General features: G+C 62.1%; 22 protein-coding genes and 1 pseudogene. 20 read left to right on the top strand and 3 right to left on the bottom strand.

All coding sequences use genetic code 11. The features are described 5' to 3' along the window. Positions 1-3 precede the first annotated feature (3 nt). Positions 4-477 (top strand): Lrp/AsnC ligand binding domain-containing protein, encoded by a 474-nt coding sequence (locus FJ977_RS03430; protein ID WP_140768552.1) that lies wholly within the window; start codon positions 4-6, stop codon positions 475-477. A 27-nt stretch (positions 478-504) separates the two neighbouring features. Here FJ977_RS03430 and FJ977_RS03425 read toward each other — a convergent pair whose 3' ends face one another. Further along, the gene (locus tag FJ977_RS03425; RefSeq protein WP_181179549.1) at positions 505-867 is read right to left on the bottom strand and encodes a winged helix-turn-helix transcriptional regulator; all 363 of its coding nucleotides are present in this window, start codon (positions 865-867) and stop codon (positions 505-507) included. A 110-nt stretch (positions 868-977) separates the two neighbouring features. Here FJ977_RS03425 and FJ977_RS03420 point away from each other — a divergent pair, with 110 nt between their 5' ends. Then, positions 978-1,991 (top strand): zinc-binding alcohol dehydrogenase family protein, encoded by a 1,014-nt coding sequence (locus FJ977_RS03420; RefSeq protein WP_140768548.1) that lies wholly within the window; start codon positions 978-980, stop codon positions 1,989-1,991. A gap of 62 nt (positions 1,992-2,053) precedes the next feature. On the opposite strand, the gene FJ977_RS03415 is transcribed toward FJ977_RS03420, so the two are convergent. After that, a complete protein-coding gene (locus FJ977_RS03415) occupies positions 2,054-2,710 on the bottom strand; it encodes a uracil-DNA glycosylase (RefSeq protein WP_140768546.1) in 657 nt (218 codons plus the stop codon). Between the two features lie 11 nt (positions 2,711-2,721). Further along, positions 2,722-3,303, bottom strand: a complete 582-nt coding sequence (locus FJ977_RS03410) for an NYN domain-containing protein (protein WP_056563452.1) — start codon at positions 3,301-3,303, stop codon at positions 2,722-2,724. Positions 3,304-3,625: 322 nt separating this feature from the next. On the opposite strand from FJ977_RS03410, the gene rpoZ reads away from it, so the two are divergent. The 18 genes and pseudogenes from rpoZ (at position 3,626) to FJ977_RS03320 (ending at position 21,984) form a co-directional block, all read left to right on the top strand. Continuing rightward, positions 3,626-4,027 carry a DNA-directed RNA polymerase subunit omega gene (rpoZ, locus tag FJ977_RS03405; RefSeq protein ID WP_013896382.1) on the top strand — a complete coding sequence of 134 codons (402 nt, stop codon included), beginning with the start codon at positions 3,626-3,628 and terminating at the stop codon, positions 4,025-4,027. Between the two features lie 127 nt (positions 4,028-4,154). Continuing rightward, positions 4,155-6,383 (top strand): bifunctional (p)ppGpp synthetase/guanosine-3',5'-bis(diphosphate) 3'-pyrophosphohydrolase, encoded by a 2,229-nt coding sequence (locus FJ977_RS03400; protein WP_056563445.1) that lies wholly within the window; start codon positions 4,155-4,157, stop codon positions 6,381-6,383. Positions 6,384-6,445: 62 nt separating this feature from the next. Beyond that, positions 6,446-7,024 carry an orotate phosphoribosyltransferase gene (gene pyrE, locus FJ977_RS03395; RefSeq protein WP_140768544.1) on the top strand — a complete coding sequence of 193 codons (579 nt, stop codon included), beginning with the start codon at positions 6,446-6,448 and terminating at the stop codon, positions 7,022-7,024. A 103-nt stretch (positions 7,025-7,127) separates the two neighbouring features. Then, a complete protein-coding gene (locus FJ977_RS03390; protein WP_140768542.1) occupies positions 7,128-7,529 on the top strand; it encodes a VOC family protein in 402 nt (133 codons plus the stop codon). 264 nt (positions 7,530-7,793) lie between these two features. Continuing rightward, complete coding sequence (locus FJ977_RS03385) at positions 7,794-8,393, top strand: DUF2062 domain-containing protein (protein WP_140768540.1); 600 nt, start codon at positions 7,794-7,796, stop codon at positions 8,391-8,393. Continuing rightward, positions 8,390-8,803, top strand: a complete 414-nt coding sequence (gene acpS, locus FJ977_RS03380; protein WP_140768538.1) for a holo-ACP synthase — start codon at positions 8,390-8,392, stop codon at positions 8,801-8,803. The genes FJ977_RS03385 and acpS overlap by 4 nt, the downstream gene beginning before the upstream one ends. A gap of 77 nt (positions 8,804-8,880) precedes the next feature. Next, positions 8,881-9,630 (top strand): signal peptidase I, encoded by a 750-nt coding sequence (gene lepB / locus FJ977_RS03375; RefSeq protein WP_140768536.1) that lies wholly within the window; start codon positions 8,881-8,883, stop codon positions 9,628-9,630. Positions 9,631-9,632: 2 nt separating this feature from the next. Then, complete coding sequence (gene rnc / locus FJ977_RS03370) at positions 9,633-10,346, top strand: ribonuclease III (RefSeq protein ID WP_140768534.1); 714 nt, start codon at positions 9,633-9,635, stop codon at positions 10,344-10,346. Next, positions 10,331-11,263 (top strand): GTPase Era, encoded by a 933-nt coding sequence (era, locus tag FJ977_RS03365; protein ID WP_140768532.1) that lies wholly within the window; start codon positions 10,331-10,333, stop codon positions 11,261-11,263. Before rnc ends, era begins: the two co-directional genes overlap by 16 nt. Before the next feature lie 6 nt (positions 11,264-11,269). After that, positions 11,270-11,772 (top strand): annotated as a pseudogene (locus tag FJ977_RS03360) (phosphotransferase). A 595-nt stretch (positions 11,773-12,367) separates the two neighbouring features. Then, positions 12,368-13,474: a porin gene (locus FJ977_RS03355; RefSeq protein WP_140768530.1), complete on the top strand. Its 1,107-nt coding sequence runs from the start codon at positions 12,368-12,370 to the stop codon at positions 13,472-13,474. 137 nt (positions 13,475-13,611) lie between these two features. Continuing rightward, complete coding sequence (gene recO, locus FJ977_RS03350; protein ID WP_140768528.1) at positions 13,612-14,373, top strand: DNA repair protein RecO; 762 nt, start codon at positions 13,612-13,614, stop codon at positions 14,371-14,373. Next, entirely contained in the window at positions 14,370-14,888 is a 519-nt protein-coding gene (locus FJ977_RS03345) for a PaaI family thioesterase (protein WP_140768526.1), read from the top strand. The genes recO and FJ977_RS03345 overlap by 4 nt, the downstream gene beginning before the upstream one ends. 83 nt (positions 14,889-14,971) lie before the next feature. Continuing rightward, positions 14,972-17,725 carry a DUF2339 domain-containing protein gene (locus tag FJ977_RS03340; RefSeq protein ID WP_140768524.1) on the top strand — a complete coding sequence of 918 codons (2,754 nt, stop codon included), beginning with the start codon at positions 14,972-14,974 and terminating at the stop codon, positions 17,723-17,725. 174 nt (positions 17,726-17,899) lie between these two features. Next, positions 17,900-18,418: an RNA polymerase sigma factor gene (locus FJ977_RS03335; RefSeq protein ID WP_140768522.1), complete on the top strand. Its 519-nt coding sequence runs from the start codon at positions 17,900-17,902 to the stop codon at positions 18,416-18,418. After that, a complete protein-coding gene (locus tag FJ977_RS03330; protein WP_140768520.1) occupies positions 18,415-19,206 on the top strand; it encodes an anti-sigma factor in 792 nt (263 codons plus the stop codon). Before FJ977_RS03335 ends, FJ977_RS03330 begins: the two co-directional genes overlap by 4 nt. 208 nt (positions 19,207-19,414) lie before the next feature. Continuing rightward, positions 19,415-20,521 (top strand): peptidase C39 family protein, encoded by a 1,107-nt coding sequence (locus FJ977_RS03325; protein ID WP_140769709.1) that lies wholly within the window; start codon positions 19,415-19,417, stop codon positions 20,519-20,521. Continuing rightward, complete coding sequence (locus FJ977_RS03320) at positions 20,518-21,984, top strand: RimK family protein (protein WP_140768518.1); 1,467 nt, start codon at positions 20,518-20,520, stop codon at positions 21,982-21,984. Before FJ977_RS03325 ends, FJ977_RS03320 begins: the two co-directional genes overlap by 4 nt. The last annotated feature ends 29 nt before the right edge of the window (positions 21,985-22,013 follow it).

Raw genomic sequence — 22,013 nt, 5'->3', positions numbered from 1 at the left:
AACGTGAATTCAGAATCAGATGATCTTGACGCCATCGATCGCGGTCTCCTGCGGCTGCTGCAGGAAGATGGACGTCGCACCACGCTTGATCTGGCAGTGCGCGTCGGCCTGTCGCCGACCGGTACCAGCCAGCGCGTGAAACGACTGTTCCGCGACGGGTTCATTACTGCCGTCAGGGCGGTGCTCAATCCGGCAAAGATTGGCCGCGGCACGCTCGTCTTCATCGAGGTGCGGCTGGATCATACGGCTCCCCATATCTTCGACCGCTTCGCCGAGGCGGTGGCAAAGGCGCCCGAGGTTCTGGAATGCCACATGGTCGTCGGCGGTTTCGACTATCTGGTGAAGGCGCGCATTGCCGAGATGGCCGACTATCAGGACTTTCTCAAACGCGTGATCCTGCCATTGCCTGGAGTGAAGGAGACACACACCTATGCGTCGATCGGCGACGTGAAACCGGATGCCCTGCTGCCGGTATGAATTCCGTCAGTCCCTGCCGCCACCACTTCAAGCCGCCGCCCGCGATACCTCCGACGCCAGCGTCACATTCGCATCGCCCCACACTTTCAGGGCTGTGATGACCGGCTCCAGGCTTCTGCCGCGCGGGGTCAGGCTGTATTCCACCTTCGGCGGCACTTCCGGATAGATCTTGCGGGCGATCAGCCTATCGGCTTCCAGTTCGCGCAGCTGGTTGGTCAGCATGCGCGGCGTGCAATTGGGAATGCGCCGGCGTATCTCGTTGAAGCGCAGCGTGCCCTCGAACAGATGGTAGAGCACGACTCCTTTCCACTTTCCGTCGATATAGCGGAGCGTTCCCTCCACGGTGCAGCCGGGGCTGCAATCGAATCGCTCATGGCGAATGCGCGGCATGACGGTATCCTTTTCGACACTATGTGCTTTATATGTGCATTCTTGCGCTTGGCGCGCATAGTCCGCATCTCTGCCCCAGACAAAGCTCAACAGCAATCGCGGAGATAAAAATGCGCGCCGTCGGCTATCAGATCCCAGCTCCCATCAGTGATGAGGCGTCCCTCGTCGATATCGACCTGCCCAAGCCGGAGCCGAAAGGCCGTCAACTGCTGGTCGAGGTGAAAGCGATCTCGGTCAATCCGGTCGACACCAAGATACGCCGAAGTGCCAGGCCCGAAGCCGGAACCTGGCGGGTGCTTGGTTGGGATGCCGCCGGTCGGGTCGCTGCAACGGGTGCGGATGTCAGCCTGTTCAAGCTCGGTGACGACGTCTTCTATTCCGGTGCGCTCGCGCCGCAAGGCACCAATGCCGAATTCCACCTTGTCGATGAGCGCCTTGTCGGCCGCAAGCCTGGCTCGCTCGACTATGCGCAGGCTGCCGCGCTGCCGCTGACGGCGATCACCGCCTCTGAGGCGCTGTTCGACCGTCTTGACGTGAAGAAGCCTGTCATGGGCGCCGCGAATGCCATCGTCATCATCGGCGGCGCTGGCGGCGTCGGCTCGATTGCGGTCCAGTTTGCACGCCAACTGACCGATCTGACTGTGGTGGCCACCGCATCGAGGCCTGAAACACGCGACTGGGTGCTTGGGCTTGGCGCCCATCATGTCATCGATCATTCCAGGCCTCTGGCCGCCGAAGTCGCCGCGCTGGGCATCGGCGCGCCGGCCTTTGTGTTCTCGACAACCAATACCGACCGGCACCTGGCCGAGATTGCCGAATTGATCGCTCCGCAGGGCCGGTTCGGGTTGATCGACGATCCCCAGACGCTCGATATCAATCCGTTCAAGCGCAAGAGCGTTTCGGTCCATTGGGAGCTGATGTTCACGCGCTCGCTGTTCGAGACGCAGGACATGGCCTTGCAAGGCGAGCATCTCAACGAACTGTCACGCCTTGTCGACGCCGGCACCATCCGCACCACGCTGGGCGAAACATTCGGCCGTATCAACGCCGCCAATCTGAAGCGCGCCCATGCGCTGATCGAGACCGGCACGGCCAAGGGCAAGATCGTGCTGGAGGGGTTTTAGAGCAATTCCGGGAAAGGCGCGTAGCGCTTTCCCTTGGGAATTGCGTCAAGAATAGTACGGCGTCATGTTCGCAGGAACGTCGCGATCTGGCTGAATACATTGACGAACATGGCTTCCGTCAAAACGCCGGTATTGGTGTTGTAGCGCGAGCAATGATAGCTCGAAAACAGCGTAATACTGCCAGCCTCCATCTGCCCGCCATGTTTGAACGGATAGGCGGCGACGCGTCCGCCCAGCGCGCGCACGGTCGACTGGTGCGCGATCGATCCCAGCGCCAGAACGGCGCGCAGTTTCGGAAAGCGGGCGATGGTCGGCACCAGGAATGTTCTGCACGTCGAAATCTCGGCGCCGACCGGCTTGTTCTCCGGCGGCACGCAGCGCACCGCATTGGTGATCGCGGTGCCGACAAGCTCCAGCCCGTCATCGGGCCGTGCCTTGAATTCACCGCGTGCAAAGCCGTGCGCGATCAGCGTCGAGTAGAGCAGGTCGCCGGCATAATCGCCGGTGAAGGGGCGTCCGGTACGGTTGGCGCCGCGCAGGCCAGGCGCCAGGCCGACGATCAGAAGCTGGACGGTATCCTCGCCGCCCAGTGGCAGGAAGGTTGGCACCGGTGCGTTGAACCAGGACGGCTCGCGCTGCCGCCATTCGGCAATGAAGTCATGCAGCCGCGGGCACAGCGGGCAGTCGCGGTTCGGTTCGGCATGGGAGAGGGCGGTCAAGGCGACCGGCCTCAGTAGTCGTCCTCTTCAACTTCAGCCGGCTCGGGCCGGCGCACCGGCCGTTCGGAGGGATCACGGCCGACTTCGTTCTTCAGCGTAGTCAGGTCGATGAAGTGGTCGGCCTGGCGGCGCAGATCGTCCGAGATCATCGGCGGCTGCGAGGCCATGGTCGAGACGATCGATACCTTGCGCCCGCGCCGCTGCAGCGCCTCGACGAGCGTGCGGAAGTCGCCATCGCCGGAAAAGATGACATAGTGGTCGACGACATCGGCCAGTTCCAGCGCATCGACAGTGAGCTCGATGTCCATATTGCCTTTGATCTTGCGGCGGCCGGTCGAGTCGGTGAATTCCTTGGCTGGCTTCGTCACCACCTTGAAGCCGTTATAGTCGAGCCAGTCGATCAGCGGGCGGATCGAGGAGTATTCCTGATCCTCGACCAGCGCCGTGTAATAATAGGCGCGCAGGAGATAGCCGCGCTTCTGGAAGCTGGACAGCAGCTTGCGATAGTCGATGTCGAAGCCGAGCGCCCGCGACGTGGCGTAGAGATTGGCACCGTCGATGAAGAGGGCGATCTTTTCACGGGGGTCGAACATGGAAAATAGTCCTTTTTCGAAAATGCGGCCGTCTAAACGAAATGCGGTAGCGACTATCGGTCAGGCTCATAATAAACCGGCTGACCCTAGCCATCCGAGATAACGCCAGTTTGGGGGCAATCCAAGGCGTGATGGCACAACGCAAGCAATTGTGATCGCGGCGCTGAACCAAGGATGCGGCCCGGTTTTGCCAAATCCAATGTCTGAACGGGGATTGGGTGCCCAATGCTACCGTCAATGCCATGATGCTTGTATTTTGGCGGCGTTCGGGTTATGGACCGCGCCTGTTTTCCATCAAATCCAGGCATGAAAGGGGCAGTCCATGGCCCGCGTAACCGTTGAAGATTGCATCGACAAGGTCGACAACCGCTTCGAGCTGGTGCTTTTGGCCGGCCACCGTGCTCGCCAGATCAGCCAGGGCGCGCAGATCACCGTTCCTCGCGACAACGACAAGAACCCGGTCATCGCCTTGCGCGAGATCGCCGACGAGACGCTGTCGCCCGACGATCTCAAGGAAGACCTGATCCATTCGCTGCAGAAGCATGTCGAGGTCGACGAGCCCGAAGCCGATGGCGAGGTGATCGCCGATCAGACCGGCGGCGCCGTTGCGGCCGCCGACACCGATGACGCCGAGGAGAATGTCACGTTCGATCGGATGACTGAGGAAGACCTGCTGGCCGGCATCGAGGGTCTGGTACCGCCGGAAAAGAGCGACGACTACTAAGCGAGCACTCTGGACTGCCCGGAATACGTTTCCGGCACTTCCGTCCAGTCAGTTTCGTGGCTATCTATGGGATGCGCCGTACGCTAGTGCGGCGCATCAATCATTTCAGCACCGCGAGATTCCGCCCATGATGCGTCAGTATGAGCTTGTCGAGCGCGTCCAGCGCTACAAGCCTGACGTCAACGAGGCATTGCTCAACAAGGCCTATGTCTATGCCATGCAGAAGCATGGCCACCAGAAGCGCGCTTCTGGCGATCCCTATTTCTCGCATCCGCTCGAAGTCGCCGCCATCCTCACCGAAATGCATATGGACGAGGCGACGATCGCCGTCGCCCTGCTGCACGACACCATCGAGGACACCACGGCGACGCGGGCCGAGATCGACGATCTGTTCGGTCCCGAAATGGGCAAGCTGGTCGAGGGCCTGACCAAGCTCAAGAAGCTTGATCTCGTGTCGAAGAAGGCCGAGCAGGCGGAAAACCTGCGCAAGCTTCTGCTGGCGATTTCGGAAGATGTCCGCGTGCTGCTGGTCAAGCTCGCCGACCGGCTGCACAACATGCGCACCCTCGACCATATGCCCGAGGCCAAACGCCTGCGCATCGCCGAGGAGACGATGGACATTTACGCGCCGCTGGCCGGGCGCATGGGCATGCAAGGCATGCGCGAAGAGCTGGAGGAGATCGCCTTCCGCTTCATCAATCCGGAAGCCTACCGAGCCGTCACCGCGCGGCTTGCCGAGATCTTCGAGCGCAACAAGGGCGTGCTGACCGATATTGAAAAGGCGCTGTCGGCGCTGTTTGAAAAGCATGCCATCAACGCCAGCGTGAAGAGCCGGCAGAAGAAGCCTTGGTCTGTATTCCGCAAGATGGAGGCCAAGGCGCTGTCCTTCGAGCAGCTGTCCGATATTTTCGGCTTCCGCGTCGTCGTCGATACGGTCGAGGACTGCTATCGCGCGCTCGGCGCCATCCACACCACATGGTCGATGGTGCCGGGCCGCTTCAAGGACTACATCTCGACGCCGAAGCAGAACGACTACCGTTCAATCCACACCACCATCGTCGGGCCGTCGCGCCAGCGCGTCGAACTGCAGATCCGCACCCGCGAGATGAACAAGATCGCCGAATACGGCGTCGCGGCGCATTCGATCTACAAGGACACCGGCGGCAAGACGAATGGCGCCGGCCATGCGATCTCGAAGGAAACCAATGCCTATGCCTGGCTGCGGCGCACCATCGAGCAGCTCGCCGAGGGCGACAATCCAGAGGACTTTCTCGAAAATACCAAGCTGGAGCTGTTCCAGGACCAGGTGTTCTGCTTCACCCCGAAGGGCATGCTGATCGCCTTGCCGCGAGGCGCCACGCCCATCGACTTCGCCTACGCCGTGCACACCGATGTCGGTGACACCTGCGTCGGCGCCAAGGTCAATGGCCGCATCATGCCGCTGATGACGGAGCTGAAGAACGGCGACGAGGTCGAGATCATCCGCTCCAAGGCGCAGGTGCCGCCGGCCGCGTGGGAATCGGTCGTCGTCACCGGCAAGGCGCGCGCCGCCATCCGCCGTGCCACCAAGAACGCCATCCGCAAGCAGTATTCGGGCCTCGGCGCGCGCATTCTGGAGCGCGCCTTCGAGCGGGCCGGCAAGAATTTCACCAAGGAAAGCCTGAAGCCGGTTCTGCACCGGCTGGCGCGCAAGGATATAGAGGATGTGCTGGCGTCCGTCGGTCGTGGCGAACTGGCCTCCACCGACGTCATGAAGGCGGTCTTCCCTGACTACAAGGACGAGCGCGTCACGCCTGCGGCCCCCAAGCAGCGCGAGGAAGGTTGGTCGAAGATCCGCAACGCCGCCGGCATGCTGTTCCAGATTCCAGGCCGCGCGGCGCGCAAGGACAAGGACCAGCCACGCGACGGCGCCGTGCCGATCCGAGGCGTGCGTGGCGACCTGCCGGTGCGCTTCGCGCCGGAAGGCGCGGTACCGGGCGACCGTATCGTCGGCATCGTCCAGCCGGGCACCGGCATAACCATCTATCCGATCCAGTCGCCGGCCCTGCAGGCCTTCGACGACCAGCCCGAGCGTTGGATCGACGTGCGCTGGGACATCGACGAGCGCACCAAGGAACGGTTCCCCGCGCGTGTCTCGGTCACCGCCATCAATGCGCCGGGGTCGCTCGCCGATATAGCCCAGGTCGTCGCGTCCAACGACGCCAACATCCATACGCTGTCGATGGTGCGCACCGCGCCTGACTTCACCGAAATGCTGATCGATCTCGAAGTCTGGGATCTGAAGCATCTCAACCGGCTGCTATCGCAGCTCAAGGACAATTCCAGCGTCAGCGATGCACGGCGCGTGAATGGCTAGAACCATGATCCCGAAACGGGGGAACCGTTCTTTGGGATCATGGTCAATCCAGAGGGACACAGATGAATACCGATGAAGTGCTGGGCATTTTCCGCGAGGCGGGCGCTGTTCTGGAGGGGCATTTCATCCTGACGTCGGGCTTGCGCAGCCCGGTCTTCCTGCAGAAGGCACGGGTGTTCATGCATGCCGACAAGACCGAGCGCTTGTGCAAGGCGCTGGCCGAGAAGATCCGCGCCGCGGTGCCGGGCAAGATAGACTATATCGTCGGCCCGGCGATCGGCGGCCTGATCCCGGCTTACGAGACCTCACGTCATCTCGGCGTGCCGGCGATCTGGGTCGAGCGGGAAGGGGGCGAGTTCCGCCTGCGCCGCTTCGAGATCGCTCGGGGTGCGCGCGTCGTCATCGTCGAGGACATCGTCACCACCGGCCTGTCGATCCGCGAAACCATCGAGTGCCTGCGCGAACTTGGCGCCGAGGTGGTGGCCGCGGCCTGCATCATCGACCGTTCGGCTGGGAAGACCCATGTCGGGGTGCCGCTGATCGCGCTCGCCGAATATGAGGTTCCGGCCTATCCGCCGGACCGGCTGCCGCCGGAGCTTGCCGCGATACCTGCGGTCAAGCCCGGCAGCCGCAACATTTGACTGTGCATGTCGCCCAAAAGTGTGCAGCGGTTTTGGGACAACGACATGCATGAAACAAACATGCATGTCGCCCAAAAGTATCCGGCGGTTTGGGAATGACGATATGCATGAAAGCAAATTGGCGATGATCGTCGGTATCGATCATTTCGTATTGACCGTGGCCTCGCTCGAGGCGACCTGCGCCTTTTACCAGCGCGTGCTGGGCTTTGAGCGCATCGATGCGCCGGGCCGGCCGACAGCGCTGGCGTTTGGCGGCCAGAAGATCAACGTCCATGAGATCAGCCGCACTTTTGAGCCCAAGGCGAAGTCGCCGACGCCGGGCTCAGGCGATTTCTGCCTGATCACCGAACTGCCGCTCGGCGAAATCTGTGCCCGTCTCGAAGCCGATGGTGTTGTGCTTGAACTGGGGCCGGTCGAACGCATCGGGGCGCGAGGCCCGATGATGTCCGTCTATTTCCGCGACCCGGACGGCAATCTTGTCGAGGTCAGCCGGTACCTGCGGTAGTATCTCAAGCATTCGACTGCGACAAAAGGCCGAACGCACTTCTCAAATTCGCCGTGATTGTCAGGTGTTGGAAGGGTGGACCTTACCAAAGATTATGCTGCCGCGGCCGCTGTACAGGCAGCCTTCGGTTGTTGTCGGGGTTGCGTATCGCTATATCAAAGTGGCGATTGCCTTTCAGTGGCCGCAAAGCGCAAGATGTGGCGGTTGAAGCCCGGCTGGAGACGGCTGGCATGTAAGCTGTAAAGTATCGGGAATAGGAAGAGAGTGCTTTTTCGTCGCCGCAAGCCTGATGGTCTCCTGGAGCGGGTGCGCACCTATTTGTGGCCGCGCCGTTCGTTTTCGCGCTCGCTGCAGTATTTTTCCAAGCGCATCCTGCGCCTGAAGGCCACGCCGCATGCGGTGGCCGCCGGGGTGGCGGCTGGTGTCTTCGCCTCGTTCTTTCCCGTGGGCTTCCATTTCATCATTGCCGCCGTTCTGTGTTGGGTTATCGCCGGCAATCTGGTGGCGGCGGCGCTCGGCGCTGTTTTCTTTGGCAATCCGCTGACTTTTCCCATTCTGTGGGGTGCATCCTGGGAAACCGGCAAACTCATCTTGCACGATCGCCTGCCGGCGCATGGTCCGCCGGCGCATCTGGGCGAGATGATGCACACGCTTTCCTTCGCGAAGCTGTGGCATCCCGTTCTGGAGCCCATGCTGATCGGCGCGGTGCCGCTCGGGCTGGTGTTCGGCCTCTTGTTCTACGGTGTCACGCGCTGGGGCATGAATGTCTTCCGCGAGCAAAGGCGCAAGCGGCTGGCAGAGCGTGCAAGTCGCCGTGAGCAGTCGGCCCACCCCGGCGCAGGCATCGGTTCAGCCGCCCGATGATCATCGGCATCGGCAGCGATCTGATCGATATCAGGCGCATCGAGAAATCGCTGGAGCGTCACGGTCAGCGCTTCATCCAGAGAATCTACACCGAGGTTGAACAGGCGCGTTCGGAGAACCGCGGCGCGCGCGCCGCCTCCTACGCCAAGCGCTTCGCCGCCAAGGAAGCTTGCGCCAAGGCGCTGGGTACCGGTCTGGCGCAAGGCGTCTTCTGGCGCGACATGGGCGTCGTCAACCTGCCCAGCGGCGCGCCGACGATGGCGCTGACCGGCGGAGCGCTGGCGCGACTGCAAAAGATACTTCCCCGAGGCCATCGGGCAGCGATCCACCTCACCATCACGGATGATTTCCCGCTCGCTCAAGCCTTTGTGATCATCGAGGCGTTGCCCGTCGAAGAAGCGCCACATTGATTGCATCTGACGTCCGGCATTGACGTTGCCCAGCGCGCGCCGAGACTCTATACATCCAACGCACAATCGAGGACGACATGAGCGTGGCTGAAAAATCCCAGAAGAAATCCGGCGGGCTTGGCGAAACCGTCAGCGTCATCGTCCAGGCGCTTTTGCTCGCGCTCGTCATCCGCACGCTCTTGTTCCAGCCCTTTTCTATCCCGTCGGGATCAATGCGGCCGACGCTTCTGGAAGGCGACTATCTGTTCGTCACCAAATGGTCCTACGGCTATTCGCGCTATTCGCTGCCTTTCGGTCCCGACCTCTTCTCGGGCCGTATCTGGGGCTCCGAGCCCAAGCGCGGCGATGTGGTGGTGTTCAAGTTCCCGCCGGATCCGTCCGTCGATTACATCAAGCGCGTGGTTGGCCTGCCTGGTGACAAGATCCAGATGAAGGATGGCCAACTGTTCATCAACGGCGTCGGCGTGCCGCGCGTGAAGACCGGCCAGATCGACAATCCCGATATCACCGAAATGCCTCAGCCGATCGATGTCTACCGGGAAACGCTGCCCAACGGCGTCAGCTACGACACGCTCGACCTCAATCCGAATTCAATCGGCGACAACACACGTGAATTCGACGTGCCGCCCGGCCATTATTTCATGATGGGCGACAACAGGGACAATTCCGCCGATAGCCGTTTCACCGTCGGCTACGTTCCTGCCGAGAATCTGGTTGGCCGCGCCAACCTTGTCTTCTTCTCGATCGCCGGCAAGGCAAGCCCGCTCGAAATCTGGAAATGGCCGTCGCTGATGCGCGCTTCGCGCCTGTTCCATTTCGTCAACTAGGGATGGCAGCGGCGAAGCGGTTGACCGCCGATGCGCTCGCCGAAGCGCTTGTGGAACGCACGGGCCATGCCTTTGCCGACCGCCAGCGTCTGCAGCGCGCGCTCACCCATGCCAGTGCCCGGGGCGCCAATGCCGGCACGGACTATGAGCGTTTCGAATTTCTCGGCGATCGAGTTCTTGGTCTGGTTGTTGCCGACATGCTGCTGGCTGCTTTTCCCGATGCGGCGGAAGGCGAGTTGTCACTGCGGCTCAACGCGCTGGTCAACGCCGAGGCACTTTCCGAGATCGCCGAGCATATCGGGTTGCCGGACCTCGTCCGCGCCGGATCCGACGTGCGCGGGCTCGAGGGTCGCAAGCGCGTCAATCTGCGCGCCGACGCATTGGAATCACTGATCGCCGTGCTCTATCTCGACGGCGGCCTGGAGGCGGCGCGCGCTTTCATCCACAAATACTGGCAACCGCGTTCGCAGGCTTCGGGTGCCGCGCGCCGCGACGCCAAGACCGAATTGCAGGAATGGGCGCATCAGGCGGCGAGTGCCGTCCCGGCTTACAACATCGACAGCCGCGAAGGGCCGGACCACGATCCGTTGTTCACCGTCAGCGTCAGGGTTGGTGCATTTCAGCCGGCGACAGGCAGCGGTCGTTCAAAGCGTGAAGCGGAGCAGGCCGCCGCGGCTGCCCTTCTGCTGCGCGAAGGTGTATGGAACGCAGCATGACCGATATTGAAACTGCTGAAGCCCCCGCCACGCATTCCGGCTTCGTCGCGCTGATCGGTGCGCCGAATGCAGGCAAGTCGACGCTGGTCAACCAGTTGGTCGGAGCCAAGGTGTCGATAGTCACGCACAAGGTGCAGACGACACGCGCCATAGTGCGCGGCATCGCCACGCACGACAACGCGCAGATCGTCTTCGTGGACACGCCGGGTATCTTCAAGCCGAAGCGGCGCCTCGACACGGCTATGGTGACCACCGCGTGGGGCGGCGCCAAGGATGCCGATATCGTTCTGCTGCTGATCGACGCCGAGCGTGGCATAAGGGGCGATGCCGACGCCATCCTCGAAAGGCTGAAGGACGTGCGCCAGCCGATGGCGCTGATCCTCAACAAGGTCGACCGGGTCAAGCATGAGACGTTGCTGGCCCTGTCCGCGGCTGCGAACGAGAAAGTGCCTTTCAAGCGCACCTTCATGGTCTCAGCACTGACCGGCTCTGGCTGCAAGGACCTGCTCGACTATCTGGCGCATGCGTTGCCCGCAGGCCCCTGGTATTATCCGGAAGACCAGATCTCCGATCTGCCGATGCGCCAGCTTGCGGCCGAGATCACCCGCGAAAAACTCTATCTCAGGCTGCATCAGGAACTGCCCTATTCCTCGCATATCGAGACCGAGAAATGGGAAGAGAAGCCGGACGGCTCGGTGCGCATCGACCAGACCATCTATGTCGAGCGCGACAGCCAGAAGAAGATCGTGCTTGGCCACAAGGGCGAAACCATCCGTGCCATCGGCCAGGCGGCACGCATGGAGATTGCAGGCATCCTCGAGCAGAAGGTGCATCTGTTCCTGTTCGTGAAGGTGCGCGAGAACTGGGGCGACGATCCCGAGCGTTACCGCGAGATGGGTCTCGAATTCCCGCATTAGCGGCCCATGGATAGCAGGCTCATCATCGACACGGCTCTGGTCCGCCGGCTGGTCGCCAGGCAATTCCCCTTGTGGAAGGATCTTGCGGTCAGGCCGGTTGAGCTTGGCGGATGGGACAACAGGACCTTTCATCTTGGCGACCAGATGACCGTGCGGCTGCCCTTGCCGCCACCTGGCACGGGGCACCGGTCTGGTTCCATGGCGATGTCAGCTGGGGCGACCTGCTTGTCGAAAAGGATCGTTTGAGCGCGGTGATCGACTTCGGCACGTCGGGTGTCGGCGATCCGTCCTGCGACCTGGCGATCGCCTGGACCTTGTTTGAGGGCGAGAGCAGGGAGGTTTTCCGCACCGGTCTTGCCGTTGATGAGGCGATCTGGGCACGCGGGCGTGGCTGGGCGCTATGGAAGGCGCTGATCACGGTCGCTGGCCATACGAACAACCAGGCAGAAGTCGAAAAATCCGGACACGTGATCGGCGAAGTGCTGGCCGACTACAGGAATTCAGCTTGATCTGATTCCGCCATCGCTCTTGTTTCTTGCCGCCTGCATCTGTCGCATTGGGTTTGAAAAGTTGTCCCGCAGAGGCTCACGGTGAGGGGTGGCTGTCACAATCGATAGCGCCGGAGCGTGCGCCGGCCTGTCTCGACCGTCTTCGCGAAATTTGGCCGACCTTGCAGGCAGCGTTGGAGTTCCCCTGCGTCATCACGAGGTGGAGGACACCAGCCTGTCATCTCCTGAGCGCAACGTAATGGTGTTTCTGAGGGCAAGTAGCCAAAAAATGCCATTTTAAGTCCATTAATTGGAACATCTCGTATTGAACGCATAGTTAGCCGCGAAACTATCCAAATATATATTGAATATATGACGTTGTGCCATTTGTGCCAATCGTTATGTATATCAGTGTTATTTGTGCAACACGACATTAATCTGTTCGAAGAATCGCCTTTATTTCCAAAACCGTCATTGAAGGCGGAGGATTGATGGGTATGTTCGCCGCGAAAAGGGGACGCGGTGCGCGCCTTTTCGTTGTGGGGGTGAGGCGGGAAAACATATCCGCCAGCCACAAATCCGAAGCCATTTAAACTATGACTGGAGAGGTCAGAAAATGAACATCAAGAGCCTCCTTCTCGGCTCAGCCGCGGCCCTGATCGCGGTTTCCGGCGCTCGCGCCGCGGACGCGGTTGTCGTCGCCGAACCGGAACCGGCCGAATACGTCAAGATCTGCGACGTCTACGGCGCCGGCTACTTCTACATCCCGGGCACCGAGACCTGCCTGCGCATCGGCGGCTATATCCGCTATGACGCCGGTTTTGGTGATGTCGGCTCGTTGGACGGCGCTCGCGCCACTGATGTCCGCGACGGTAGCCAGCAGGGAACCTGGTTGAAAAACACTCGCTTCAATTTGAAGACGTGGACCGGCCAGGAAACCGAGCTTGGCACTTTGAAGACCTATACTGAAACCCGCTTTAATTTTGGCAACACTTCAAAAAGCGGCATTGCAAGCTACAATCAATATACTGAAAGCTACAATGCAGGCGCTGCCAACAAGAGTGTTACCCTGAATTTCGCCTGGATACAGCTTGGTGGTCTACGCGTCGGTAAGGATGAAACCCCTTATGATTCGTTCATCGGCTACGCTGGTAACGTCGTGCAGGATACGATCATAAAATATGGTATTAAAGACACCAACCTGATCAGCTACTACTTTGACATCGGCAACGGCTTCTCGGCCGTAGCTTCGCTGGAAGAAGGTTCCGGCACAACAGAGACCATCGACAGCTACGTTCCGCATGTTGTCGGCGGTGTGAAGTACAAGGGCGATTGGGGTGCGATCACCGCGGTTGGCGCCTACAACAGCAACTGGGAAGAATGGGCAGGCAAGGCCCGTCTTGACCTGAAGGCGACGGCGGATCTGACCTTGTTCGCAATGGTTGGTTACGGCACCGACGACAACGTTGCCAAGAGCTTCTACAAGCCTTGGAATGGAAACTTCGCGGTCTGGGGCGGTGGCACCTACACGGTGAACAAGAAGGTCGCACTCAACGCACAGGTCTCCTACACCGATGCCAGCGACTTCGCGGTGGCGGCCAACGTGGCTTACACGATCGTCCCGGGCTACACGATCACCGCCGAAGTCGATTATTACGACAATTTCGACAAGAACAACTCAGACGCGATCGGTGGCATTTTCCGCTTCCAGCGTTCATTCTAACAGATCGACCGATCGTCATCGAACCGCCCGTGGCACACCGCTACGGGTGGTTTTTTGCGCCGAGTCCCGCTCACGATCTGCCCAGGCGCCAGGCCCATACCTTGATTTCGCCACCCGATCGGTGAAAAGCTCTGGGCATGGAATGGCGCGACGAGGGAATCATTCTCGGCACCCGCAAGCATGGCGAAACCAGCGCCATTCTCGAGGTGATGACGCGTGCGCATGGCCGTTATCTCGGCCTCGTTCGCGGCGGCCGTTCGCGAAAGCAGCAACCTGTTCTCCAACCCGGCAATCGCGTTGATCTCTTATGGCGCGCGCGCCTTGACGAACATCTCGGTACGTTCCAGGTCGAGGCGATCGAAATGAACGCCGCCCGGCTGATGGACAGCGCCGTCGCCGTCTACGGGCTGCAGACCATGGCCACGCATCTGCGCCTGTTGCCCGAGCGTGACGCCCATGGCGGCCTTTACGAAGCGCTCGCCGTCATGATCGCCCATCTCGACGATGCCGATGCCGCCGGAGAATTGGTAGCGCGCTTCGAGCTTCTGATCCTTGATGAACTCGGCTTCGGCCTCGATCTCAGCCAATGCGCCGCCACCGGCACGAGGCAGGACCTTGCCTATGTCTCGCCGAAGTCGGGCCGCGCGGTGTCGCGCGACGCTGGCGCGCCCTGGCGCGACAAGATGCTGGTGCTGCCGGCGTTTCTGCAGCGCGGCTCCGGCCTGCGCGCTGATCCGGCGGCGGTCGAGGATGCCTTCCGGCTGACAGGGTTTTTCTTCACGCGCCACGTCTACGAGCCGCGTGCCATCGAACAGCCCGATGCCCGCGCCGGCTTTCTCGCCGCCTTGCGCAAGCACCATGCGACGCGCAAGACCATTGCCGGAGACAACGCAGCATGACCGAAGTCGAACTGTATCCGGGCCGGGTCTCGCCGCTCGGCCTCGGCACTATTCCGCACGCCGACATCCTGAAATACACAGGCCTGGAACTGCTGCAGCGCATCATCGACGGCGGATATCCGGCGCCGCCAATTTCCTTTCAGTTGAATTTCGCCCTTACCGAAGTGTCGGAGGGGCGGGCGGTTTTTCGCGGTATGCCGAGCGAGCGTCACCTCAATCCGCTGGGCAGCGTGCATGGCGGCTGGGCGGCGACGCTGCTCGATTCGGCATTGGGCTGCGCCGTGCAGACATTGCTTGAAAAAGGCGAGGCCTATTCGACGGCGGAGTTCAAGGTGAATCTCACGCGGCCGATCACGCCCTGGACCGGCGAGGTGGTCTGCGAAGGCAAGGTGGTCCACAAGGGCCGCACGCTTGCCGTGTCGGAAGCGACGCTGAAGGATGCCGGCGGCAAGCTACTGGCTTTCGGCACGGAGACATGTTCGATATTTCCGGCCGCCAATCTGGCGGCACGTTGAGTTTTCCAGCCGTTTAGCCGCCGTATTTGAATGTCAGTGAGATGAAACGTCAGTGAAAACTGGCCTGGTTTGGGGGAACCGCCATGTTTGAGAGCCTGATTGGCCTTGTCGCCATCATCGCCCTGTTCGTCATCATTTCGCGCCAGCAGAACCGTATCGGTCTGATCGAGCGCGAGCTTGGCGCGCTGCGCAGCCTTGTCCTTTCGGGTGTCGTGCCGCCGGTGGCCAAGCCGCCCGAGCAGGCCGCGACCGATGGCAAGACGGACGCCGTGCCGGTGGCTGCAGCGGCGGCCGATATCGCCTCGTCAGCGGTAAGCGAGCCGGCGGTAGCGGAGACGCCGACTGCAGGGACACCGACCACGGAGACAGAATCTCCGCCAGGCGAGATCGTGTCCGGCCCCTGGTCCGCGGGCGAGGCTCCGAAGGCAGTTGAACCTGTCGAGCCGGCCGTCGCGGCAAGGGCTCCCGGCAAGCCGGATATCGAGACGGCGCTCGGCACCCGCTGGGCCGTCTGGGTCGGCGGCATCGCGCTGGCACTGGGTGGCCTGTTCCTGATCCGCTACACGATTGAGGCCGGCATTTTCGGCCCTGGCGTGCGGCTCACTATGGCAGCGGTGCTCGGGTTGGTGCTGGTCGCCGGCGGCGAATTCATTCGCCGCACCGGCTTCAAGGTGCCGGTGCAAGGTGTTGCGGGCGCCTATATTCCGGCGATCCTGACGGCGGCAGGTGCCTTCATCCTGTTCGGCACCGTCTATGCCGCCCACGGCATTTACGGCTTCATCGGCCCGGCGCTCGCCTTTACGCTGCTCGGCGCCATCGGCGTTGCCACCATCGCTGCGGCTCTCGTCCATGGCCAGGCTTTGGCCGGCATCGGCCTTGTCGGCGCCATGGTGACGCCGGTGCTGATCGCCTCCCAGGCGCCCAATCCCTGGGCGCTGTTCGGCTATCTCGCCATAGTGCTCGCCGCCACCGGCGTCATCGCTCGCATGCGCGACTGGAAAGCGCTGATGGCGGCGGCCTTTTTCGGCACCGGCATCTGGACCATCCTCTACATGACGGATGCCCCGGGCGTGAATCTGTCCGCGATCCTGTTTATCGACGCCGTCACGCTGGCCATCCTCGCTTTTGTCTGGCTCGGCGGCCATCGCGACGAAACCGCCAGGGCCTTTGACTGGCCGTCCATCGTGCCTGGCCTGTTCGTTGCCTTCTCGGCGCTGGGCCTGTCGGTCGACCCGGTCTTCGCCGCCGCAGGCTATGCCTTGCCAGGCGCCGCGATCCTCGCGGCAATGGTGGCCGTTGCGCTCTATCGTCCGCTGGCGCTGCCGCTGCTTTACGCCGCAGGGCTGGCGACAGTACTGATCTATCTCGGCATCATCCCGCCAACCTCGATCGCGTCCGACTTTTCGGCCGGCGCTCTCGGCGTCGATGGCTTGCCCTTGGCCACGTCCAATGGTCTGACCCAGCGCATTGGCATTGCACTGGGCCTGGTCTTCATCGGCGCGGGCTTGTGGGCCGCCCGCAAGTTCGCGGCATCGTCCTGGTTGCGGTCCGCCTCCTGGGCGGCATCGGGTGTCATCGTGCCACTGGTCATCCTGCTGGCGCTCTGGTTCACCTTCGGCAACCTCGACCGCGACTTTGTCTATGCCGCCGTTGCAGCCCTGCTGGTCGTGGTCTTCGCCGCCGGCGGCGAGTGGATCGCGCGCGCCGAGGGGCCGCCACTCAAGGGCGGCATGGCGGTGTCGTTTGCCTTGAGCGGCGCGGCGGTCGCCGGCCTCTTGATGCTGCACATGGCTTTCGATTCCGGCTGGACCGCCATTCTGCTCGGTGCCGCGGCCATCGTGCCTGCGCTGGCAACGCGCTGGCGCTCTTATCCCGTGCTCGGCTGGATTTCGGTTGGCGCCGTGATCGCCGTGCTTGGCCGCGTCGCCTTCGATCCGACGATCGTCGGCGCCGAATTCCTGTCGACGACACCGGTGTTCAACTGGCTGCTGCCGGGCTACGGCGTACCGGCGCTCGCCTCTGGCTTCGCCGCCTGGCAGCTCGCCCGCACCACCAATGGCCGGCCGCGCCTCGCCATGGAGGCGGCTGCGGCGCTGTTTGCGCTGCTGACCGTCGCCATGCTGGTGCGTCACGCCATGCATGGCGGCGTCATCGACACGGGTGCGATGACGCTCGCCGAACAGGCGATCTACACACTGATCGCCATCGGCGCCGGCGCCATCCTGGTCGCCATCGACATGCGCTCGCCAAGTTCGGTGCTGCGCTATGGTTCGATGGCCGCCGGGGTGGTTTCGGTCGCCCTCATTGTCATCCGGCATTTCGTCGTGCTGAACCCATTATTCACCGACGAATCGACAGGCCGGATCCCGGTCTTCAACCTCTTGTTCCTGGCCTATCTCCTGCCGGCGGTCGCTGCCGGCGGGCTGGCGCTCTACATCAGGGACAAGCGACCGAAATGGTACGCGCAAATGCTGGCGCTGGTGGCGGCGGTACTTGCCTTCACCTACGCTACGCTTTCGGTAAGGCGCCTGTTCAAGGGCGAGTTCATCGGCCTGTGGAGCGGGCTCGGCCAGCTGGAAACCTACACCTATTCGGCGCTCTGGCTGGTGATCGGCGTGGCATTGCTCACCGCCGGCGTCTGGCTGAAATCGCAGGTGCTTCGCATCGCCTCCGCCGTACTGATCGCGATCGCGGTGCTGAAGGTCTTCCTCTTCGACATGTCGGAGTTGGAAGGCGTGCTCAGGGCGCTGTCCTTCATCGGCCTTGGCGCCGTGCTGATCGGCATCGGCCTGTTCTACCAGCGGCTTTTGACCAGGGCGGCGAAGGAAAATGGATAAAGGCAAGCAAGAACAATAAGATTTCAGCCCGGCCGGGAATAAATCGGCCAGTGGGAACGTTATCTCATTGCTTGGGTGACCGGGGCGGCGGACCGCTTCGCGCTGGCCGCTTGCGTCGCGCCGGGAAGGCGCGTTGAATCGGGATCAATAAGGGCGATTTCAGAACCAGCGGTCATGGACGAAAAGAAGGCAGCAATCCTTGGCGAAATACCGCGCCTGCGCCGCTACGCACGCTCGCTTTTGCGCGACCGCGATTCTGCCGACGACCTCGTTCAGGACTGCCTCGAGCGCGCACTCATGCGGCTCGAAAACTGGCAGACGGGAGAAAGCCCCAGGAGGTGGCTGTTTACGATCATGCATCATTTGTTCATCGACCAGATGCGCAAGGTGAACCGTCGCGGCGAAGCGGCGATGCTGCCACTGGAAGCGGGCGAGGCGGTTGCCCAGCCGGCCGAGCAGTTGGACGGCATCGCCTCGCGCGAGATCATCGACGCGCTGCAGGCGATCAGCCCCGATCGCCGCGCGGCCCTTGTCATGGTTGCCATCGAAGGCTTTTCCTATGCCGAGGCCGCCAATATTCTGGGCGTGCCCGCCGGCACGCTGATGTCGCGCATTGCGCGCGGGCGTGAGGAATTACGCGGGTTGCTGGATGACACGGCACGCCGCCGCGCGATAAGGATCGTAGAGAAATGATCCGCCGCGATTTTTCCGAACGTGACATCCATATGGCGCTCGATGGCGAACTGCCCTCCGACGAGCGTACCGCTTACGATGCCTGGCTTGATGCCAATCCCGAGATGAAGGCCAGAAGCGCCCGCTTCACAGCCGACCGGGAGGCTTTGCGCTCCGCCTTTGCCGGTGTGCTGGATGAGCCTGTTCCCGCCCGCTTGCGCAAGGTGGTGCTCGGCGAAGCACCTGTTAGGACTGCGGTGCCCCGCTCGCGCTGGTGGCTTGCCGCGGCGGCGGCCGTGCTTCTGGCCACGGGCGGATTTGGCGGCTACTTTGCAGGCATTGACGGCATCGGGCAGGAGAATCCTGCCGAGGATCGGCTCGCCGAACAGGCGATCGCCGCCCATGTCATCTATGCTGCCGAGAAGCGGCATGCGGTGGAAGTGCTGGCCAGCGACAAGGATCATTTGCAGACCTGGCTGTCCAACCGGGTCGGGCTGAAGCTGGTGGCGCCGGACTTGAGCGCGAATGGCTTTCAACTGATCGGCGGCCGGTTGCTGCCGGCCGGCGACAGCAAGGCCGCGATGCTGCTCTACGAGGACGACAAGGGCGAGCGCATATCCCTCTTCGTCACCGCCGAATCGACGGAGAACGCCAAGGGCACCTACGCTTCGGCGCAGGATGGCCCGCAGGCCGTCTACTGGCTGGACAAGGGCTATGGCTGCGCCGTCGTCGGTTCGCTGCCGCGCGAGCAATTGGCGGTCGTGGCCAAGAGTGCCTACGGCCAGCTTCTGGCAGGCTTGGCAAGCTGAGTCGGCTGCAATCATCCGCCGCCGGCGACCTGTCGAAACAGCGATCCTGTTCAAAGCCCGCGAGCTTCCTTGCCGCCAGGGAACCTGTCACAATTCGGCCCTAATCAAGGAGCGATAGCGCTTGATGAATACCGGCGCTTCGGCCGGTGTTTGCGACGCTTTTGACTGGGGCCGTTTCCGCAACGCAATCGAGGTTTTCTCAAGTCGCATGCCTGCCGAGATCCGCACGGCCCGCGCCTCTGACGTCGATGATCTCGCCGCCATCGAGAAAGCCGTTTTTTCGAGCGATCGCATTTCCCGCCGCTCTTTTCGCCTGTTCATCGAGCGCGAGACCGCCGAGACGCTGGTCGCCGAAGTCGAAGGCCGCGTCGCCGGCTATGCGATCGTGCTGTTTCGCAAGGGCAGTGGGGTGGCCCGGCTTTACTCCATAGCCGTCGGCCCGTTTTTCGGCGCGCTCGGCATCGGGCGCCGGCTGCTGTCGGCGGCGGAGGAGGCCGCCTTCGAGCACGACCGTATGATGCTGCGTCTCGAAGTGCGCGAGGACAACGACCGGGCCATCCGCATCTATGAGCAGGCCGGCTACCGCAAGATTGGCCGCGAGCCCGGCTACTACGAGGACGGCGCGACGGCGCTTCGTTATGAAAAGACATTGCGCGGCGACCTTCCTGTCGCCACCAGGGTGCCATTCTATCAGCAGACCTGCGAGTTCACCTGCGGCCCATGCTGCCTGATGATGGCGATGGCCAATTTCGACCGCGACTTCGTGCCCGATCCGGTGATGGAAATCCGCCTCTGGCGCGAGGCGACCACCGTCTTCATGATGTCGGGTCCGGGCGGCTGCGAGCCGTTCGGCCTGGCTGTGTCGGGGTACGAAAGCGGGCTCGCGGCGGAGATTTTTGTTTCCTTCTACGGCGCGCTGTTCCTGCAGTCGGTGCGCAGCGAGGACAAGCGCCGGGTGATGGAACTGGCCCAGGTCGACTTTCGCCGCCGCGCGGAACTTTACGGCATCCCGGTGAATTACCGCTCGTTCGCCATCGATGATATCCGCACCGCGATATCAGAGGGAAAACTGGTGCTGGTGCTGATCAGCGGCTTCTTGATGTTCGGCAAGAAGGTGCCGCACTGGGTGCTGGCCATCGGCGATGACGGCGATCATATTCTGATCCACGATCCCTGGGTCGAGGACGAAAGGCAGGAAACCATCCTTGATGCCGCCAACATTCCAGTGCCCTACGGCATCTTCATGAACATGGCGCAGTTCGGCCGCGACGGACTGCGTGCCGCCATCACTCTGGGGAAGCGCGACACACAATGACCTGGGTCATTCTTACCGGCCGGCAGAGCGATCTCGACCAGGTGGCGACACCGCACAAGATCATCACCAACCGCGATTACCTCGCGCATCCCTCGCTGTTTCGGGGCCAGCGTCCGAAGGTCATCAACCTGTCGAACAATTATGGCTACCAGAGCCGCGGCTACTATGCCTCGCTGCTGGCGAGCTCGCGTGGCCACAAGGTTATCCCGACCGTCGAGACGATGATCGACCTGTCGGAGCGCAAACTCTACGAGCATGCGCTGCCCGAACTGGAACTGGCGCTCAACAAATGCCGCAAGGATCTCGGCGGCGCCTTTCCCGCCAAGGTCTGCATCTTCTTCGGCATCGGCCCGTCAAAGGTCTGGGACCGCTTCGCCAAGCTCCTGTTCGACTGGTTCCGGGCGCCGGCGCTCGAAGTCCACATCAAGGACAGCGCCGAATGGGCCTCGATCCGCAAGATCGGCTTTCATCCGCTGGCGCGCATGACCGAGGACGAGGAAAAGAGCTTCATCCAGTGCCTGGAGACCTACACCAACCGCGAATGGCGCGACACCAAGGGGCGCACGCCTGCGCGCTACACCTTCGCCACGTTGGTCGATCCGCATGAGGAGTTGCCGCCATCGGAAATTTCGTCGCTGCGCTACTGGGCCAAGATCGCCGAAAAGATGGGGGTCGAAATCGAGCCTATCACCAGAAAGGATCTCGCCAAGCTCGCGAACTACGACGCGCTGTTCATCCGCGAGACCACGTCGATCTCCAACCACACCTATCGCTTCGCCCGCCGCGCGCAGCAGGAAGGCATGCCGGTCATCGACGATCCGCTGTCTATGATCCGTTGCACCAACAAGGTCTATCTCAACGAGCTGATGTCCTACAACAAGGTGCCGGTGCCGCCGACGGTGATGATCGCCGGCACCTCGGATCTTGAACTCGCGGCGCAGACTCTGGGCTTCCCGCTGGTACTGAAGATCCCGGATTCGTCCTTCTCGCGCGGCGTCAAGAAATGCGCCAACTTCGAGGAACTGAAGACGCTCGCTACCGAATGGCTGGAGGATTCCGACCTCCTCATCGCGCAGAAATTCATTCCCACCGAATATGACTGGCGCGTCGGCGTGCTCGGCGGCCAGCCGCTGTTTGCCGTGCACTATCTGATGGCCAAGAAGCACTGGCAGATCGTCAATCACAAGGCCAACGGCAAGCCCGACCAGGGCGGCATCAAGACCTTCACGCTGAAGGAGACGCCCACCCATGTCGTCGAAACGGCGGTGAAGGCGGCACGCTGCATCGGTGACGGCCTCTACGGCGTCGACCTCAAGGAGACCAAGGACGGCGTCTTCGTCATCGAGGTCAACGATAATCCCAATCTCGACCATGGCTGGGAGGATTCCGGCGAAAAGGACGAGGTCTGGATCCGGCTGACGCAGTGGTTTCTGGAACGGCTCGACCGGCCGGGGCGGCAATAGTTCGGCCCGAGCAGCTCGCCGTTTCACGG

The sequence above is a fragment of the Mesorhizobium sp. B2-1-3A genome, assembly GCF_006442655.1.
GTDB lineage: Bacteria > Pseudomonadota > Alphaproteobacteria > Rhizobiales > Rhizobiaceae > Mesorhizobium.
This window is presented reverse-complemented; position numbering and strand designations above follow the sequence as displayed.